The 18,174-nt window shown below is 67.3% G+C and carries 16 protein-coding genes; 5 read left to right on the top strand and 11 right to left on the bottom strand.

Annotation, left to right across the window (positions count from 1 at the left end):
* The first annotated feature begins 187 nt into the window (after positions 1 to 187).
* The 4 genes from E2F48_RS05335 (at position 188) to E2F48_RS05320 (ending at position 4,118) form a co-directional block, all read left to right on the top strand.
* Positions 188 to 901: an 8-oxoguanine DNA glycosylase OGG fold protein gene (locus E2F48_RS05335; RefSeq protein WP_133402972.1), complete on the top strand. Its 714-nt coding sequence runs from the start codon at positions 188 to 190 to the stop codon at positions 899 to 901.
* A 251-nt stretch (positions 902 to 1,152) separates the two neighbouring features.
* Positions 1,153 to 2,235, top strand: coding sequence for a LolA family protein (locus tag E2F48_RS05330; RefSeq protein ID WP_133402971.1), 1,083 nt, complete (start codon positions 1,153 to 1,155; stop codon positions 2,233 to 2,235).
* A gap of 61 nt (positions 2,236 to 2,296) precedes the next feature.
* Positions 2,297 to 3,250, top strand: a complete 954-nt coding sequence (locus E2F48_RS05325; RefSeq protein WP_246018530.1) for an ABC transporter ATP-binding protein — start codon at positions 2,297 to 2,299, stop codon at positions 3,248 to 3,250.
* 37 nt (positions 3,251 to 3,287) lie between these two features.
* On the top strand, positions 3,288 to 4,118 hold the full coding sequence (locus E2F48_RS05320; RefSeq protein WP_281274793.1) for an ABC transporter permease: 831 nt from the start codon (positions 3,288 to 3,290) through the stop codon (positions 4,116 to 4,118).
* A 73-nt stretch (positions 4,119 to 4,191) separates the two neighbouring features.
* Here the strand turns inward: E2F48_RS05320 and dhaK are convergent, their stop codons facing one another.
* Genes dhaK through E2F48_RS05300 form a run of 4 tightly spaced genes read right to left on the bottom strand, consistent with a single transcriptional unit; the run spans position 4,192 to position 7,544 of the window.
* Positions 4,192 to 5,187, bottom strand: a complete 996-nt coding sequence (dhaK, locus tag E2F48_RS05315) for a dihydroxyacetone kinase subunit DhaK (protein ID WP_133402969.1) — start codon at positions 5,185 to 5,187, stop codon at positions 4,192 to 4,194.
* A 43-nt stretch (positions 5,188 to 5,230) separates the two neighbouring features.
* A complete protein-coding gene (dhaL, locus tag E2F48_RS05310) occupies positions 5,231 to 5,863 on the bottom strand; it encodes a dihydroxyacetone kinase subunit DhaL (protein WP_133402968.1) in 633 nt (210 codons plus the stop codon).
* Complete coding sequence (locus E2F48_RS05305; RefSeq protein WP_133402967.1) at positions 5,860 to 6,678, bottom strand: HAD-IA family hydrolase; 819 nt, start codon at positions 6,676 to 6,678, stop codon at positions 5,860 to 5,862. Before E2F48_RS05305 ends, dhaL begins: the two co-directional genes overlap by 4 nt.
* Positions 6,679 to 6,680: 2 nt before the next feature.
* Positions 6,681 to 7,544 carry a class II fructose-bisphosphate aldolase gene (locus E2F48_RS05300; protein ID WP_133402966.1) on the bottom strand — a complete coding sequence of 288 codons (864 nt, stop codon included), beginning with the start codon at positions 7,542 to 7,544 and terminating at the stop codon, positions 6,681 to 6,683.
* Between the two features lie 178 nt (positions 7,545 to 7,722).
* Between E2F48_RS05300 and E2F48_RS05295 the strand changes: the two genes are divergently transcribed.
* Positions 7,723 to 8,142, top strand: coding sequence for a GlcG/HbpS family heme-binding protein (locus E2F48_RS05295; RefSeq protein WP_133402965.1), 420 nt, complete (start codon positions 7,723 to 7,725; stop codon positions 8,140 to 8,142).
* Positions 8,143 to 8,156: 14 nt separating this feature from the next.
* Here E2F48_RS05295 and E2F48_RS05290 read toward each other — a convergent pair whose 3' ends face one another.
* The 7 genes from E2F48_RS05290 to E2F48_RS05260 form a co-directional block, all read right to left on the bottom strand.
* Positions 8,157 to 9,995 carry a hybrid sensor histidine kinase/response regulator transcription factor gene (locus tag E2F48_RS05290; protein ID WP_133402964.1) on the bottom strand — a complete coding sequence of 613 codons (1,839 nt, stop codon included), beginning with the start codon at positions 9,993 to 9,995 and terminating at the stop codon, positions 8,157 to 8,159.
* Between the two features lie 213 nt (positions 9,996 to 10,208).
* Positions 10,209 to 11,030: an enoyl-CoA hydratase/isomerase family protein gene (locus tag E2F48_RS05285; protein WP_133402963.1), complete on the bottom strand. Its 822-nt coding sequence runs from the start codon at positions 11,028 to 11,030 to the stop codon at positions 10,209 to 10,211.
* Positions 11,031 to 11,162: 132 nt separating this feature from the next.
* Positions 11,163 to 12,320 carry an acyl-CoA dehydrogenase family protein gene (locus tag E2F48_RS05280; protein WP_133402962.1) on the bottom strand — a complete coding sequence of 386 codons (1,158 nt, stop codon included), beginning with the start codon at positions 12,318 to 12,320 and terminating at the stop codon, positions 11,163 to 11,165.
* Between the two features lie 95 nt (positions 12,321 to 12,415).
* Positions 12,416 to 14,008 carry a thiamine pyrophosphate-binding protein gene (locus tag E2F48_RS05275; protein WP_246018616.1) on the bottom strand — a complete coding sequence of 531 codons (1,593 nt, stop codon included), beginning with the start codon at positions 14,006 to 14,008 and terminating at the stop codon, positions 12,416 to 12,418.
* Positions 14,009 to 14,013: 5 nt separating this feature from the next.
* Positions 14,014 to 14,820: an SDR family oxidoreductase gene (locus tag E2F48_RS05270; RefSeq protein WP_133402960.1), complete on the bottom strand. Its 807-nt coding sequence runs from the start codon at positions 14,818 to 14,820 to the stop codon at positions 14,014 to 14,016.
* The gene (locus E2F48_RS05265; RefSeq protein ID WP_133402959.1) at positions 14,817 to 16,925 is read right to left on the bottom strand and encodes an acetate--CoA ligase family protein; all 2,109 of its coding nucleotides are present in this window, start codon (positions 16,923 to 16,925) and stop codon (positions 14,817 to 14,819) included. Before E2F48_RS05265 ends, E2F48_RS05270 begins: the two co-directional genes overlap by 4 nt.
* A complete protein-coding gene (locus E2F48_RS05260; RefSeq protein WP_133402958.1) occupies positions 16,922 to 18,133 on the bottom strand; it encodes a Glu/Leu/Phe/Val dehydrogenase dimerization domain-containing protein in 1,212 nt (403 codons plus the stop codon). Before E2F48_RS05260 ends, E2F48_RS05265 begins: the two co-directional genes overlap by 4 nt.
* Positions 18,134 to 18,174 lie beyond the last annotated feature (41 nt).

Genomic DNA, 18,174 nt, shown 5'->3' with positions numbered 1-18,174 from the left:
ATAGGTTGGGCGAAATTGGACCGTACCACCTTCCCGATCTTAATCTTCCGCCTTTTGGAAGTCGCTCAAAGGCTTGCAACGCGATCGATGGGGCCGAGAGACGACTTGGGGCCCGCGGTCTCGATCAGTGAACAAGTAAGGGGCGTCGTTGAGCTGGATTGTCGGCTTCACACCCTAGAGTCACGACATGATCAACGAGAAGGCTCCATTGCCCGACGACATTCTAAGCAACCTGCCTGGTCAGGATGCCGTGCTGGGTCATGTCGTCACTGTCGATGGTGAGCGCTGGCGAAAGGCCCTTGCTGCTCGGAGGCTTCCCACCGTCGCAGGCAAGCTTGCCCATGACGGCCGGACCACTGTGACGCGACAGGAGGTGTTCGACCTTGGAGACCAAACCCCGAGTTTGGAGGGAGCCTTCCAACTGCTCTACTACTCGCTCGCCTGGGGGCTAGGGCCGCGGGCATCCCGTTTGAATCAGCGGCTGGACGGGCTCGCAGCCCATCAGGACAGGGCCGGCGAACTCCTCATATCAGCGTGGACGTCAGTGAAGAACGGTGCTCCGACAGAAGACTCCTACGGCCTACTGACCACCGACCGGGGCGCTGGACGGATACCGTGGTTCGGACCGGCTTTCTCGACCAAATTCCTATACTTCGCCCAAGGAAGTGTTACCCAACCCAGAACCCTGATTCTTGATCAGGTGGTCTCTCGGAATCTCCACGCAGACGTGTGGCCCAAGGGGCCAACCGCTGCATGGTGGCCCGAGACCTATCAGCGATACTGCACACTTCTGGCCAACTGGGCTGCACAGGCGTCCGAAAATTCCCGCGTACAACGAGCAGTGCGAGCAGACGAGATCGAACTGGCTCTATTCAGGCGCCATGACCGATCACCCGAATAAATCGGCCCCCGGCTGGGAGCAGTCACGGCAACCAACCGTCTGGGATCTCGTTGATTGCCTCATCCGCCTCGGTGGCACGCCAGTCTGAGTCGATATGCTGGACCTGTAGTACTCCGGTCAGGGCCCCGGAGCCAATGGGTGCCCGTTACAGGCCAGATCAATCCCGTCCCGAAATGCACGGCGTCCTCCCAGCTATCAGGAGTACCGTTAACAGAGCGTGGGGGTAAGGGAATCACCCGGAAGGCACGATCATGGCAAAGAACTGGCAGCGTTGGCTTCCCGCCGGCATCGTCCCGGCGGTCATTGTGGCGGCGTCCGTCGTCGGGCCCAACCTCGCGCAGGCGAGTCCCAAGCTGCCGGCGAAGACCGCCCAGGAACTCCTGGAGCTGGTCGCCGACAGCAAAGACAGCGCCTTCTCCGGCACCCTTGAGCAGTCCTCGGAGCTTGGCCTGCCGGAGCTGCAGTCCATGGGCCCAGGCGGCGGAAGCACCGACGGTCCGGCCGCGGCCCTCGAGTTGCTCACCGCCGACCACACCGCCCAGGTCTCCATCGACGGGCCCGACAAGGCACGGGTCCAGGTGCAGGACCGGCTCGGCGAGCGCAACGTCACTCTGAACGACGACGAGGTCTGGTACTACGACTTCCGCGAGCAGGAAGCGGCCCACGCGGTCCGTCCGGCGGAAGTCGCCGAGGCCCCGATGGGCGCGGCATACACACCGGGTCAGATCGCCGAGAAGTTCCTCTCCACCATCGACCCGTCGACCGAGATCACCGTGGGCGACAACGCCCGGGTGGCCGGCCGCACCGCCTACGAACTTGTGCTCACCCCCAGCACCGACGACACCCTCGTCGGCGCCGTATCCCTCGCCGTGGATTCCGAGACCGGCGTTCCCCTGAGCTTCACCATTGCCGCTCAGGGCCAGTCCGAGCCCGCGTTCTCAGTCGCCTTCTCCACCATCGATTTCGGTGCTCCGCAAGCGAGCCTCTTCGAGTTCGCTCCCCCGGCAGGCACCACCGTCACCGAGGTGCCGGTCAAGGAACACCGGGATCACGACGCACCCGACCGGGACCCCGGCACCGAGCCGCGGGTCCTCGGTGAGGGCTGGAGCTCGATTGTCGCCCTGCCGGCGGGCTCAGCGTCGGATGTCTTCACGGCCAGCCCGAGCAGCGAGGACGCCGCCGAGGCGCAGGCCCTGCTGCAGCAGGCCTTCATCCAGGTGGACGGCGGGCGCGTCCTGCAGACCTCGCTGGTCACGGTGTTCATCGCCGACGACGGACGCGTCTTCGCCGGGGCTGTTAGTGCCGACCAGCTGATCGCTGCCTCCCAGCAGTGACGCCGGGGGCGCCGCGGGGGCAGGCAACCGACCGGTGTCGGGCCTGGCCTGGGGTGCGCCCGTGAGTGCGGCCGCCACCGAGCTGGCCATCGAGACCCGGGGGCTGACCAAGACCTTCGGCCACCAGCGCGCAGTGGACGAGATCGACCTTCGGGTGCCACGGGGATCGGTCTTTGGCTTCCTTGGGCCGAACGGGTCGGGCAAGACGACCACCATCCGCATGCTGCTCGGCCTCGCCGCGGCCTCGAGCGGGGAGATCCGGCTGCTCGGCGGCGCCATGCCCGAGTCCTCCCGGGACGTCCTGCCCCGCGTCGGCGCCCTCGTCGAGGGCCCGGCCATCTACCCGTTCCTCTCGGGCCGGGCGAACCTTCAGCGGTACGACGACGCCGACCTGCTCACCTCCCGCGCCACCCGGAACAAGCGCGTCGACGCCGCCCTGGAGCGCGTGGGCCTCGGGCATGCTGCCCGGAAGCGTGCCCATGCCTATTCGCTCGGCATGAAGCAGCGCCTCGGCATCGCCAACGCCCTGCTCACCCCGCGGGACCTGCTCATCCTCGACGAACCCAGCAACGGCCTCGACCCGCAGGGCACCCGTGAGGTCCGCAGCCTCATCCGCTCGCTGGCCGACGGCGGCACCACCGTCTTCGTCTCAAGCCACCTGCTGGCCGAGGTGGAGCAGATGTGCGACCAGATCGCCGTCATGAGCGCCGGACGACTGGTCGCCCAAGGCACCCTCGACGAACTACGGGCGCAGGGCACGGCCCACGTGCGGGTCCTCACCCCCGATCCGGGCGCGGCCCGCCGGGTGCTCGAGTCCCTCGGGCTGAGCCCGGAGACCGGCGGCCGGGATGACGTCGTGACGGCCGAACTCACCCTCAATGGCCTCCAGCCGGAGACTGTGAACGCGGCACTGGTCCGGGCGGACGTGCGCGTCCGCGGCTTCACCGTGAGCGGAGCCTCTCTCGAGGAACGCTTCGTGGCATTGACCGGAGAGGGGTTCGACGTTGCCGGCTGAATCCCTCTCTCCTCCCCCGTCCGCGCACGACGGCGTCTTGCGGGCCCGCCCCTTCGCTGGCCGTGCGCTGCTGGGCTCCGAGATCTCGGTGCTGTTCCGCCGCCGTCGCACCTGGGCCATGCTGGCCGCCCTTGCGGCGATCCCGATCCTCATCGCGGTGGTGGTGCGGCTCTCCGAGGGGCCCGAGCCCGGGCGCGGACCGGCCTTCCTGGCGAGCATCACCCAGAACGGGCTCTTCGTGTCGCTGACCGCACTGACCGTGTCGATTCCACTGTTCCTGCCGCTGACCATCGGCGTGGTGGCCGGGGATACCATCGCGGGCGAGGCCAACCTGGGCACGCTGCGGTACCTGCTGGTCGCGCCGGCCGGGCGGGTGCGGCTGCTGCTGGTGAAGTACGCGGGGGCGGCGGTGTTCTGCCTCGTTGCGACGCTGACGGTGGTGACGACGGGGGCGCTGATCGGGGCCGCACTGTTTCCCATCGGCCCGGTGGCACTGCTCTCCGGGACAACCGTAAGCTTTGGCGGCTACGCGGTGCGCCTGCTGCTGCTGGCGCTTTACGTGACAATGTCCCTGCTCGGCTTGAGCGCGATCGGGTTGTTCATCTCCACCCTCACCTCGGTTCCCGTGGGTGCCATGGCGGCGACCGCGGCCCTGGCCGCCGTCTCGCAGATCCTTGGCGCGCTGCCGCAGCTTGAGTGGATGCACCCGTGGCTGTTCACCCATTACTGGTTCGATTTCGGGGACCTCCTGCGGGATCCGATCGCGTGGCAGTCCTTCGGCGACAACGCGCTGCTGCAGCTTGGCTATATGGCGGTGTTCGGGGCCTTGGCCTACGGGCGATTCAGCACCAAGGACATCCTGACCTGAGCCAATGCCATGCACGCGTGACGGCGGGGCAGGCATCCAAAGGTGCCGGGCCCCGCCGTCGCGCATCAAACCTCTAGAACACCCGGATCGGAATCTCCGCCGGATCCATCAGCAGCGACTCAATCTCCTCGTCGAGCTTCACCAGGGTGATCGAGGCACCTGCCATGTCCAGCGAGGTGCAGTACTCCCCCACATAGCTGCGGCCCACACTGATGCCCTGCTCCGCCAGGCGCTTGTGCGCCTGCCCGTACAGCAGATACAGCTCGCTGATCGGGGTGCCGCCGAGGCCGTTGACCATGAGCGCGACCCGGTCACCGTCGCCGAAGGGCAGATCCTTGACCACGGGGCCCAGGATCTCCTCGACGATCTCGTTCGCCGGCATCATCTTTGCCCGGCGCCGGCCCGGCTCGCCATGGATGCCGACGCCCATCTCGATTTCATCCTCGCCCAGGTCGAACAGCGGGCTGCCCTTCGCCGGCGGGGTGCACGCGGTGAGGGCAACGCCCATGGTGCGGGTCACCGAGTTCACCTTCTCGCCGATCCGGATGACCTCGTCAAGGTCCGCCCCGCGCTCCGCGGCGGCGGCCACGGCCTTGATGACGAAGAAATTGCCCGCCACCCCGCGGCGGCCGATGGTGTAGGTGGAATCCTCGACGGAGACATCGTCGTTGATGAACAGGGTCCGAACCTCGATGCCGTCGGCCGAGGACATCTCCTGTGCCATCTCGAACACCATCTTGTCGCCGGTGTAGTTGTTGACCAGCAGCAGCACACCCTTGGGTGATGCCATCAGCTTGGTGGTCTCATACACGTAGTCGAACGGCGGCGCGGCGAACACATCGCCGGGGCACGCGGCGTCGAGCATGCCCTTGCCCACGATCATCACGTGTGCCGGCTCATGCCCCGACCCCGAGCCCTGCACGATCGACACCTTGCCCTGGTCGGGCCCGTCGGCGCGCATGATGAGGTTGTACTCGGGCACATACTTCAGGGTGTCCGGGTTCGCGAGCGCCAGGCCCTCGAGCATCTCCGGGACAAACTGCTGCGGGTCATTGACGAATTTCTTCATGAGTCCTCCACATCGTTGGGTTGGATCGGGCTGTTCGGGAAACTCAGGGCCAGTCGGCCACGATGCGCTCGATCAGGATCGCGACCGCGACGGCGCCGGCGTCGGGCGAACCGATGCTGCGTTCCCCGCTGTAGCTGGCGCGGCCCCGCTTCGCCTCGAGCTTCGACGTGGCATCGGCGCATTCGCGGGTCTTCGCCGCGAAGGCCTTGCGGCACTCCTCGGGCGACGCACCGGCCGCAATCTGCCGTTCGAGCTCGTCGGTGGCCGGGACCAGGGCATCGAGCAGCGTCTTGTCACCGAGGTCGGCATTGCCGCGCGTCTTAATGCCGTCCGTGGCCCCGCGCAGCATGGCGACGACGGCGGTGCCGTCGATGGTGTCCACGGCCTTCGCGGCCGCCGAGGCCCGGAGGAACGCCGTTCCCCACAGCGGACCCGAGGTCCCGCCGATCCGGCTCGAAATGACCAGGGCGATCTGCTGGAGGAAGGTGGCGACGTCGTCGCGCTTCAGCGAGTCCCAGTCGGTCAGCACCTTCTCAAAGCCGCGGGCCAGGGAGTAGCCGAGGTCGCCGTCGCCGACCACGGCGTCGAGGTCCCCGAATTCTTTTTCCTTCTCCACCGCGGTGGCCGCAAGGGTGCGCACAACGTATTCGACGTCGGCGAGATCGGTCGCTGTCATGGTGTCTCCGTATCGGTGGTTGGGGCGGAGTCCGTTCCGCCGGGTCCGGGATGCGCCAGCAGCACCTGCAGCGTGGCGAGGGTGACGACGCCGGGAACGTCCGCGCCGAAGGGGTTCGCGAGTACCTCGGCCTGCTCGCCCTCGGACTCGCCGAGGGAGCTGACCACGAGGGAGGCACCGGTGAAGTCCTCCTCGCGGGTGAAGCCGCTCACCGTAACGACGGTGCGGAGCCCGGCGGCCAGGGATGCGCGCAGCCCGTTGCCGCTGTCCTCCACAACGATGGTGTCGGCAACGGATACCCCAAGTTCCTTCAGGGCCAGCAGGTAGATGTCCGGCGCGGGCTTCTTGGCGGGCACGATGTCCCCGGCGAACACCGAGAAGTGCGCTGCGAGGTCGTCCCCGACAGCGTGCGTGAGGACCGCACGGACGGCGGGTTCCGCGGAGGTCGAGGCGACGGCGAGGGTCCAGCCTGCGTCGGAGGCTTCCTTCACGATCCGCGCGATCCCCGGCCGGCCGGGCATGACGCCGCTCGCAACCAGTTCCTTGTAGACCTCGGTCTTCCGCTTATGCCAGGCGAGGATCGCGGCGTCGATGGCGGCCTCGTCCTTCAGGCCCAGGTCCCGCGCCAGCTCCGGGGTGAGGATGCTGCGCATACGTTCCTTGCCGCCGCCGATCTTCACCTTCTCGGCGTAGTCCTCAACGCTCCACTGCACGGGAACGTTGAAGTCGCCGAAGGTCTGGTTGAAGGCGGGCAGATGGCCGTACTGTTCGGTGTCGGCGAGCACGCCGTCGCAGTCGAAGATGAGCGTGGGCATGCTCAGCGCCCTCCCTTGCCGGCGCTGCCGAACTGCGTGCAGAGGCCCGTGACCAGGGCGAGCACGTCCGCACGCGTGGCTTTGAACAGCGACGGCGGATCCCACTTGTTGTTCTGCTCCGCCTGCTTTAGGAAGGCAAGGCTTGACTGCATGTAGGTTTCCTTGAGCGCGGTGGAGATGTTGACCTTCGCGCACCCACGGGCGATGAGGTCGGCGAACTGCTCGCTGCTCAGGCCGCTGCCGCCGTGCAGCGCGATCGGGACATTGCGGGCCTCAACGATCTGGGTGACGCGTTCGACGTCGAGCACGGGTGCGGCCTTGTAGCTGCCGTGGGCGTTGCCGATCGACGGGGCGAAGACGTCGATTCCCGTTGCGTCGATGAAGGCGAGCGCCGTATCGAGGCTCTGCTGCTTGGAGACCTCGTCGGAGCCGTGGTCGTCCTCGACGCCGGTGATGGCCTCAATCTCCCCCTCCACCTGGGCGCCGTAGCTGCGGGCCTCGGCGACGACCTCGATGGTCTGCCGCTGGTTCTCCTCGACCGGGAGCTCGGACGCGTCGAAGAGCACCGAGTTCCAGCCGGCCTTCAGGCATTCGGTGACGACGGCGCGGTCTGGGCAGTGGTCAAGGTGCAGCGTCACGGGTACTTCAATGCCGCGGGTCAGGGACTGCCACATGTCGAAGAGCACGCGGGACCCGATGCTGCGCACGGTTTTCACCGAGGTCTGCAGGATCACCGGCGAGTTCGCTTCGACCGCGCCGGCCAGCACTCCCTCCATTGTGAGGTCATTGAAGATGTTGATCGCGGGCACGCCGTACCGCTGCTCGAATGCCGGACCAACGATGTCTTTCAGGGGTACAACGGCCACAACGAATCCTCCTGGCTAGGCTGCCTCCCACGGTAGGACCGCTCCGGGCGGGCCGGTATGGGGGGTTCCCCTCCCCTGTCGCTGGGGGTAATCACCACCTCGCCAGCGGCAGGCATCGATGGTTGAGTTGGGCGCGGCTGTCCCGCCACCAACCCCCACTTCGACATTGAAGGAAACCATGGCTAAAGGATCAGTACTCGAAACCGTCACCGCCGAGGAAGCCCGCCGCGTCATCGACGCCGCCGCGGCGAAAGCCTCCGAGATCGGCCAGCCGATGGACATTGCCGTCGTCGACGCCGGTGGGAACCTCAAGGCGCATCTCCGGATGGACGGCGCAAACATCGGCAGCATCACCATCGCGATCAACAAGGCCTACACGTCCATCGCCTTCCAGAGCGAGACCGGTGACCTGCAGGAGGCCACCCGTCACGACGGGCCGATCTTCGGGCTGAGTGATGCGCACGGCGGCCGCCTCGCGGTGTTCCCCGGAGGCATTCCGCTGGTCCGCGACGGCAGCATCATGGGTGCCATCGGGGTGTCCACCGGCACCATCGAGCAGGACCAGGAGGTCGCCTCGGCGGGAGCTGCCGCCTTCTGAGCCGCTGACCCCGCCTACTGGCTCTGGTGCTGCAGGCCGACGAGCATGGTGCGGTTGCGGGCACCGGTCTTCCGCAGCATCGCGCCCACATGCTTCTCGACGGTCTTCACCGAAATGGCAAGCCGGGAGGCGATCTGTTTGTCGGCCAGGCCCTGCCCCAGCAGGTCGCGGACTTCGAGTTCGCGGGCTGTCAGGCGGACGCTCCGCTCCTCCTGCGCCGCGGCGTTCCCGTGTGCTTCGGTGAAGCGGGTGAACACGGCGCCGTCGAGGAGGGCATCACCGCGGGCGGCGGCGACCACCACGCGGGCCACTTCGGCCGGCGTCGACTTACTTGAGAGGAATCCCCGCACCCCCGACGCCGCGGCCAGCCGCAGCTGATCGAGTGTCGGAGAATCCACGACTGCCACCACGGGCCGGTCGACGGGGTCCTCCGCTGACCCCGTTTGCCGGGCGGCGGTGTACTGCTCCAGGAGGTCCCAGTCGAGCACGATCATATCCGGCTGCAGCAGCGAGATTGACTCCACGAGATCCTCGAGGCTGCCTGGCTCCCCCATCACCTGCACCGACGGTTCGGAGGTCTCGAGCAGGCGCACCAGGCCCGCCCGCACCATCGGCTGGACGCAGGCGACCAAGACCTGCCACCGCTCACGGGACACTTCACCGCTCGCGGAGTACGGCACTTCCGCGCGCACGCTCGTGCCCCAACCCGGCGTCGAGTCGATGGAGAGCTCGCCGCGCAGGTAGTGCGCGCGGGCCGCCATCCCATGGAGTCCGAGGGAGGCCGATGACGACGGCGACCCTTCCGTTCCGCGCTTCGCGGCGGCGTCGAACCCGCGGCCGTTGTCCTCGATGACGGCGGTGATTCCGGCGGCGTTGTAGAACAGGCCCACCCGGCAGATGCCGGCGTGGGCGTGCGCGACGACGTTGCCCACGGCTTCCTGCACGATCATGAACACCTGGTGGGCCACCTCGGCCGCGAGGTCGTGGGGTTGCCCGACCACCGAGAGCGTGGCGTCGAGGGAGGAGGTGGCCTCCACCCGTTTCAGTTCACTGCGGACGGCTTCCTCCAGGGTTTTGCCGGCGAGGCTGGACGGACCAAGCCCGAGCACCGTGCGCCGGGTGTCGAAGAGGGCTTCGTGGGCCAGGACTCGGGCGGAATCGATGTGCTGGGTTGCCGGCGAACCGGCGGGGGTGGCCTTGTCCGCACGGTCGAGATGGAGCAGCAGGGAACCGAGGGAGCGGCCGATCGTCTCGTGGACATCGCGCACCGCCCGCTCTCGTTCCCCGGCAACAGCCGCTTCGCGTTCCCTACCGGCGGCGGCGTTGTGGAGCCGGGAATTCATGATGGCGATGGCAGCGTGGTTGGCGAAGAGTTCCACAAGCGACGCATCGGCGGCGGTGAAGGTCCGGCCGGGGCCGTCGCTGAAGATGGCGAACGTGCCGATGATCCCGCCGTCCCAGGAGATGGGTACACCGATGACGGCACTGCCCCAGCGGGGATCGTCCGGTGAGATGTGGCCGGTCGGGACGGAGGCGTAGCGGTCGAGGATCACGGTGCCGCGGCGCTTCACGATTTGCCCGGTGAGGCCTTCGGTCAGCGGGAAGGTCTGGCCCTCGAGGCAGCCGACGCCCTGATCCACTTCCTTGCGGTAATAGCCCTCGGATTCGTGGACGATCGAGATGGAGCCGCTTTCGCAGCCGAGGAGGGCGACGGCGTGGCCGAGGACGCGTTCGAGGAGCGGGACCAGCTCGAACTGGCCGGCGAGGTCCCCGGCCAGTTCGGTGATGCGGTCGAGTTCGGACCGTGCGGTGGCAAGTGGCTGCTTGGGGCGTTCCGGCGTGGAGAGCTGCATGCGTGCACCTGTCTGCGACGATCCGGGCGCGACGCTGCGCACGGGCCTCCAGAATAGCGGGCCGGTTCGAGGCGCTGGAGAAGGTCCACAGGCCTGTGCAGACACGCAGTTAGGTGCTATTGCGGATGGAGCAGGCGGCCCAGCCGACGTGCGATCGTAATCGGGGAAGATCACTTTGAGGCCGCTTCAAGGAGCGATTCATCCACCTTGGGGCTACCGCACTTCCGCAGGTCGCGTTCCTTCCTCGCTGTGCGCCGCGCCGACACTGCGCTTGCCGCCGCGGGCGAAGGCCGCGATCCGGTTCCGGGTGTCGGGATGCGAGGTCATGAAGGCGATGGTCTCGAGTTCATCCGCGAGATGCCCGGCATATCCGGCGAGTCTCCCGGCGTTGAGCAGGCGCTTGGTCGGCCCCAGGGCCTGGGTTGCCCCTTCAGCCAACTGCAGGCCCAGCTGCCGTGCCCGTCCCGTCAGGTCGGGGCTTTCGACGAGTTCACTGATGAGGCCCCAGTCCAGCGCTTCCTCCGCCGTGGCCACCCTTCCGCCGAGCCCGATCTCGGCAGCCCGTCGGGGTCCCACCATCTGCGGCAGGAGGTAGGAAACACCGCAGTCGGGGGTCAGGCCCACCGCCCCGTAGGCGCTCCGGAAGGATGCTGCCGGGGAGGCGAGGACGAAGTCGGCGTTGAGCACCAGGCCGAGGCCGGCCCCCGCGGCGGGGCCGTCGACGGCTGCGACGGTCACCAGCCGGGACTCCGCCAAGGCGAGCAGGCCTTCATGCATGGTGCCGGCAAGAGTGGCGAGGAATCCCGCCGGGTCCTCTGAACCGGCCATGCCCAGTACGTCACCGCCCGAGCAGAAGAAACTTCCGGCCCCGCAAAGAATCAGGACATGGCAGTCGGGGTCGGCCTCAGCCTGGCGCACCGCAGTGCAGAACTCCTCAGCCATCGCAATGGTGATCGAGTTGGCCGACTGGGGTCGGTTGAGAGTCAGCCACAGGAGCGGGCCGTCCCGTTCGACGGAGATCTGAGTGAAGGTCATGAGTCCTCATATTCGTCGGCCCACGAAAGGCTCGATGGTTGGTTGCGGCTGGAGATGCGGCGGAATAGTGGTGCAAGGGCTCGTCCGCCCAAAGCACACGGAGGCGATCCCAGAGTCTGCGATCGACGGCTCTCAGAGATTGCGCGAGATCACCAAGCGCATGATGTCGGAGGTGCCCTCTTCGATCTCCTCGAGCTTGGCGTCACGCATCCACTGCTCCACCGGGTACTCCCGGGAGTAGCCCCAGCCACCCAGGGTCTGGACAGCGGCCCACGTGCAGAACATCGACGTCTCGGACGCCTGAAGCTTGGCCATGGCGGCAAGCCCCGTGACGTCTCCGCCTGCATCCAGCTGACGGGCGGCATGAAGGGTCAGCAGCCACGCCGATTGGATGCGGGTCGCCATATCGGCCAGGCGGAAGGCCACCGCCTGATGCTCGATGATTGGTTTGCCGAACTGGGTCCGGGTGCGCGCGTACTCGAGTGCATACTCGTAGGCGGCCCGCGCCGCACCGCAGGATGCCGCCGCAAGGACTACCCGGGAAATGTCGAACGTCTCCATGAGCCCATAAAATCCCTGGCCCTCAGCACCGAGTCGGTCCGATTCAGGGACGAAGACGTCTTCGAAGTAGGTCTCGCGGCACACGATGGCCCGCTGGCCCATCTTCCTCATCGGCTCACCGAACGTCATTCCCTCGACGCCCTTTTTCACAAGAAAGGCCGAAACACCTTTGGACCGCTCCGTGGGATCGGTCTTGGCGAACACAACGTACTGGTCGGCGAGGCCCGCGTTGGAGATCCAGGTTTTCTGGCCGTTGATCGAGTATCCGCCGTCGACCCTTTTCGCCCTCGTGGTGATCGAGGCGGAGTCGGAGCCGGAGCCGGGTTCGGTCGTCGCGAGTGCCGTGAACGGGGCATGGGGACCGGTCAACGGGCGCAGCCACCTTTCCTTTTGCTCATCGGTGCCAAGGGCGAGCACGGGGTCGGCGAAGAAGCCGTTCGAGCAGACGAAATTGCCGATGCCCGGGTCTCCCCAGCACAGCTGCTCCTGGACGAGGCACTGGGTGAAGACATCGCTGAATCCCCCGCCGCCGAATTCTTCGGGAAGCATGAAATCGGTGATGCCCACTTTCGCTGCGCTGTGAAAGATGTCGACGGGCGAGATGATATCGGCCTCGTCGACTTCGCGGCCGCGAGGCCGGATCTCTTCGGTGGCGAACTGCCTGCAGAGATCGACGATGGCCCGCTGCTCGTCGGTGAGCGGCCAGTACTCGGTCGGTTTTGTTGCCATGGTGTTCTCCTGGTGTCAGTGCGCGTCGTCGAAGCGGAAGAGGTGAATTTGATAGTCCGCCGTGTGCGGGTGCGGCAGGCGGATGGAAACGGGCGTCATGCCATGGCTGTCGCCGCTCGGCTCTGTTCACGGATATGCAGGACCGTTGGGCGGTCACTGCTGAGGGCCGTCTTGAGGGCAGCGGCAAGGTCGTCGGCGGAATTCACCCGCACGCCGTGGCAGCCCAGGGATTCGGCGAGCGCAGGGAAGTCCGGGTGGCCCAGGCGGACGGCGTGAACGGGGTCGTTGCGGTCGGCCATTTCGTTGCGGATTTCTCCGAAGCCGCCGTTGTCGACGATGACGACCGGCAGGGCGATGCCAAGCTCGGCAGCCGTGGCGAGTTCGGCGACCGTGAACATGATTCCGCCGTCTCCCTGCAGCACGACGACGGGAGCGCCCGGGTTGGCCACTTTGGCCCCGATGCCTGCCGGGAGCCCGAAGCCGAGGGTGCCGACGCCCGTGGGGTAGAGGAAGGCGCCGGGGCGGAACAGCTGCAGGTTCGACAGCGCACCGTAGTAGCAGGACATGGAGCTGTCAGCGGCAACGATCGCATCGCGCGGCAGCACCTCGGCGAGTGCCGCGAGGATTTCAAGCCACGGCTCTCCCTCGATCCGGGCTTCCTCCTGCACCCTCGTCCGCCACTGCCGTGCGCGGGCGGCGCCATCGGTCTTCCTGCCGTGCAGGGTCTGGACCAGTTCGTCGAGTACCTCCGCACTGTCGCCCACCAAGGCCAGGGCTGGCACGGCGTTGGTGATAATCGAGGTCGCGTCGACGTCGATGCGGATCAGTTTGCCGGTGAAGTCCGGCAGGCCGGACCACCAGTCCGAGGGGGCCAGTTCAGTGCCGACGGCGAGCACGCAGTCGCTGTCGTCCACGGCGTCGTGGACGGCCCGGTGCTGCAGTCCGGCTCCGACCGACAGGACGTGGTCCTCCGGGAAGGTGCCCTTGCCGTTGGACGTGGCGAAAACCGGAGCTCCGAGCGCTTCGGCGATGGCCTTGACCTGGGCGGATGCACCCTTTGCGCCCCCACCCACAAGAAGGAGGGGCCTTTCCGCGGAGGCCAGGGCTGTGCCGGCCTGGCGGACCAGTTCCGCGGGCGCGGAGAGGACTCCGGCGGACACAGGCGGGATCAGGCCGACCTCGGCAGATTCCTCGAGCAGGTCCAGCGGTATTTCGAGGTACACCGGCCGCGGGCGGCCGGTCGACATGGCCGCGAAGGCCTGGGCGACGGCCAGGGGGATCTCTTCGACGCTCGTTACGCGGTGGCTGTAGGCCACAACGGAGGCCATGGCGGCGCCCTGATCCTTGATCTCGTGAAGCAGCCCGTTGCCGCGGCCGGGATGGCGCAGTGGCATGCCCGGCGAGATGAAGAGCACCGGAATGGAGTCCGAATAGGCCTGCGCCGCGGCGGCAGCGGCATTGAGGATTGCCGGCCCGGTGGTCGTGAGGACGACGCCGGGGTGTCCGGTGGAACGGGCGTACCCGTCCGCCGCGTACCCGGCTCCCTGTTCATGGCGGACCAGGACATGTCTCATGCCGTACCGGGACAAGGCCGCGTACGCGGCGAGATTGTGTGTGCCGGGAATGCCGAACACGGTGTCGACGCCGTGTTCAGCCAGTTCCGCGACGAGGGCTTCCCCTCCCGTCATGAGGCTCACGCGCTGCCCTTCTCATGGGTGTAGATGGATTTGCCGAGCCACTGGCCGCCGTCGATGACGAGGACCTCGCCGGTGATGTAGTCGGCACGGTCGCTCAGGAGGAACGACGCCGATTCGGCGATCTCCTCGGGGCCCGCGAAACGGCCCGCCGGCACCCCTGCCTGGACCCGGGTCCGGGCGGCGTCTGTCCCCCACAGCGCGCGGCTTGCTCCTTCGGTCTCGGTGGGGCCGGGCGCGATGCAGTTCACCCGCACGCCCCGTGCGGCCCATTCCACAGCGAGAGTGCGGGTCATCGCGACAATTCCGCCCTTGGCGGCGGCGCTGTGCACGGTGCCCGGATGGCCGTGCCAGGCATAGGTCGCGATGACGTTGAGGATGGCGCCCGAACCCGCGGCGAGCATGTGTTGGGCCGCGGCGTGGGTGGCGTAGAAGGAGCCGTTGAGGACAATGTCGATCACGGCTTTCCAGCCGTTGGGGCTGAGGTCCTCGGCCGGGGAGACGAAGTTGCCAGCAGCATTGTTGACCAGCGCGTCGATGCGGCCTTCGCGGTCCACGACGCCGTCGATCACCCCGGCCATGAAGGCCGCGTCCCGCACATCACAGGACACGAAATCTGCTGCCCCGCCCGCGGCCACGATCTGTTCGACGGTTTCCTTGAGCGGTTCCTCGCGTCGCCCAAGGACGATGACCTTGCCGCCGGCCGCCGCATACCGGTGTGCGACGGCCCGGCCGATGCCGGACCCACCTCCCGTGACGACCGCGACGCGGCCCTTGAACTCGCTGTGGATGTCCGGGATGGTCATGGCTTTCTCCTTGAGTCTGGGTCTGCCGCGGCAGGAAGAATGAGTGCATCAACGGCCAGGGCTCCATCGGAAGCCACGCGGACGGGGTTCACTTCGATCTCGCTCAGGCCGGTGTGGGCCGCGATCGCTTCGGACACCGCCACGACGATCGCTGCGAGGGCGTCGATGTCCGTCGCCGGTCTGCCGCGCCAGCCGTTGAGGAGGGGGAAGCAGGCGAGCCTGCGGATCATGTCGACCGCTGTTGGGCGGTCGACAGGTGCGAGCTCGACGCAGACATCGCGATGGAGCTCGGCTTCGGTACCCCCGGCACCGACGGCGATCACCGGCCCGAAATCCGGGTCGAGCCGGCCGCCGACGAGCATCTCGACCGTGTTGGGCCGCTTGTCCTGTTCCTCGACCACGTACTCCCCTGCGCCCAGCCGCGCCAGCATGTCGTCGTAGACGGCCGCGAGTTCACGGGATGAGCCGAGGTGCAGCCGCACCGCGTCGTGCTCACTCTTGTGTTCCAACCAACCGGCCTTGAGCACGACAGGGAAGGCAAGTGCGGCAGAGGCCTGGTCGAGCTCCGCCCGGGACCGAATGAGCACTCCGGCCGGCAATGGGACGCCGATGCCGGTCAGGAAGCGTCGGGCCGCCCAATAACCGGGCTCCGGAACCGTCGATTCGGCGTCGATGTCCTCGATCGTCCGGCCCGGCCACTCGGCCAGCCGGGACGCCTGGGCGAACGCCGTCATCGCGAACTCAATGCCGGTGAAGGCCGGAATTCCATGCTCACGCATGCGGCCGACGGCCCGCGACCCCTCGCTCATGCTGTGTACGACCACCGGCACGCGCGAGCCCCGGGCGATCGCGCCGAGCCGGTCGATGACTCTCAGTTCGGCGGGCTCCGCTGTTGGTGTGTCCTCACCGTAGCGGCCCAGGTACCCCGAGAGCACGACGGCGTCGACTTCGCCGGATTCGAGGATCCGCTGGCTCAGCTCCGCGTATACGGAGAGATTGGCTTCGCCGGCACCTGCGAGGTCGACCGGGTTGGAGACGGAGGCGCCGGTGGGCAGGACCGCGGCCAGTGTCGACTGCAGCTGCGCCGAGAGCACGGGCGTCGTCAGGCCACGGGCGGACGCTTCATCAGCAGCGATGCCGCCCTGGCCGCCGCTGTCACTGATGACGGCGATTCGTCGACCCATGGGCCTGGGTGCGGTACTGAGGTAGTGGGCCAGATGGACGAGTTCTGTTGGCGTTGCGACCCGGATGGCACCTGCGGCCCGGCATGCCGCATCGACAGTATCCAGGGCGGAGGTGATTGACCCGGTGTGGGACCGGGCCAGCCGCTGACTCCCCTCACTGGCGCCCGTGGTGAGGAGGAGCGTTTGCTTGCCGGTCTCCGCGAGGGCACGGAGGATATTGACCAGCTGCCGGCCGTTGGCGAAGCTCTCGAGGTAGAGGGCGACAATGCGGGTCGCGTCATGGTCGATCAGGTCCTCAAGCAGCTCCCCCGCCGTGACGTCGAGTTGGTTGCCCACCGAGATGAAGCGGGACACTCCGAGTCCGCAGCGGGCGCCGAGATTGGCGATCTCAGAACCGAGTTGGCCGCTCTGCGAAATGATGGCGAGGGGGCCGGGTATGAAGTGGCCCCAGGCAAGCTGGAGCTTCGTTGACCCGTCATAGAGTCCGAGGCTGTTGGGGCCGAGAAGGCGGGCGCCGGCGGCCCGGATCAGCGCAGCGATGCGGGCTTCGTCGGGAGTGCCTGCCGTGATGCCGAGGAACGCCTTGACGCCCAGCTGGAGTGCCTCGACGACGACTCCCTCGATCGACCGGGGTGGCACGCAAAGCACGAGCAGTTCGGGGACTTCGGGCAGGTCCGAGAGTCGTGCGAAGGCCGGCGCGCCGCCCACCGTCTCGGCCGAGCGGTTCACGAGGTAGACAGCGCGGCGGTCCGCTCCTGCCAGGGCGCCGCGCGCCAGCCAGTAGCCCCACTTCAGCTGGTTATTCGATGCTCCGATGACCGCGACCGACGCGGGATCGCGGAACGCACCCAGGGAGGCCGCCTCTGCCCGGGTTGCTGGGTCGGCCGCGAACCGCAGCGGGGCGGCCCCTCCCGTGGTCATTCCAGCCCGAACCGGGCGTCGATGGCCTGTAGCTGATCCGTTGTGAAAGCAAGCGCGGCTTCACGGAGGGTGGTTCCCTCCCGCCCTGCCCGGGCGAACATGTCGGAAACGATGCGCCGCATCTCGGAGCGGATCTTGAGCTCGGACTGTTCGACACTGGCGTCGATATCGCCGAACAGCATCCACCACCACCATGCGTTGGTCGCCGAGTTCGACACGAAATCGGGCACCACCCGGATGCCGCGGTCGGCGAGAATTCTCTCGGCTTCGGGCAGCACGGGCATGTTCGCTGCCTCGACGATCAGCGGCGCAGTGATCTCGTGCTGATTGTCGGGGGTGATGCAGTAAGAAACAGCGGCCGGAACCAGGACATCTGCGTCGACCGCCAACCAGCTCCCGCGTGGCAGTTCCTGGTCACCGGGCCGCAGGGATGATCGATCGACCTCGCCGAAGGTGTTCCGGGTGGCGAGCAGCGTTTCGACGTCGAGGCCTTCGGGATTGGCGATCACACCGATCGAATCGGAGATCCCGACGACGATCAGTCCTGCCTTCGCCAGGTAACGGGCAGTCCCGCCGCCCATCGAACCGAACCCTTGGATGAAGACCCGGGATCCGGCGTGGGGCTGGCCCAGTTCGTCGAGCGCCGTGAGGACCGACTCGGCGACGCCAAGGCCTCCGACCAGTTCACTGAGCGCCACGCCCTCGACGTCGACCCGGAACGCCCGATCCATCCGTTCGATCGCGCCGTCCCGGTCGGGAAGTAACGGATACACGGCCTGGATCGAGCTCTGCAGGCCAAGCTCCGAGACGACATCGTCGATCAGTTTCTGCTGCAGACCCAGGTCCTCCCCCGTGGCCCAATGCGCCTGCAGCAGTGCGCTCACCGCCTGGAGGTAGCGCTTGAGGACCTCCCGCATCTCCGGATCGTGCGGGTCACAATCGATCCCTCCCTTGGCACCCCCGAGCGGTACGTAGTTGTTCTCCGGCCGGTAGTAAAGGCTTTCCTTGAGGGTCATGCCGGCCGCAAGACCCCGCACCTCTTCAAGGGTGCAGCCCTTCCGCATCCGCAGTCCCCCGCTGCAGACGCCACGAACCAGCCGGTCGATGACCAGGAATCCCCGCCGTCCGCTGATCGGGTCGGTCCAAATCACCTCGAGGAAGGGCGGCGCTGCAGTCCGCGTGGACTTCGCTTCGACTGCACCCAGCATGCTTCGCTCCCGAGGTTAGATACCCAACTTACTGAATGGTG

Origin of the sequence: Arthrobacter crusticola, from assembly GCF_004357995.1 — a bacterium.
In the GTDB taxonomy this organism is placed as follows: domain Bacteria; phylum Actinomycetota; class Actinomycetes; order Actinomycetales; family Micrococcaceae; genus Arthrobacter_D; species Arthrobacter_D crusticola.
This window is presented reverse-complemented; position numbering and strand designations above follow the sequence as displayed.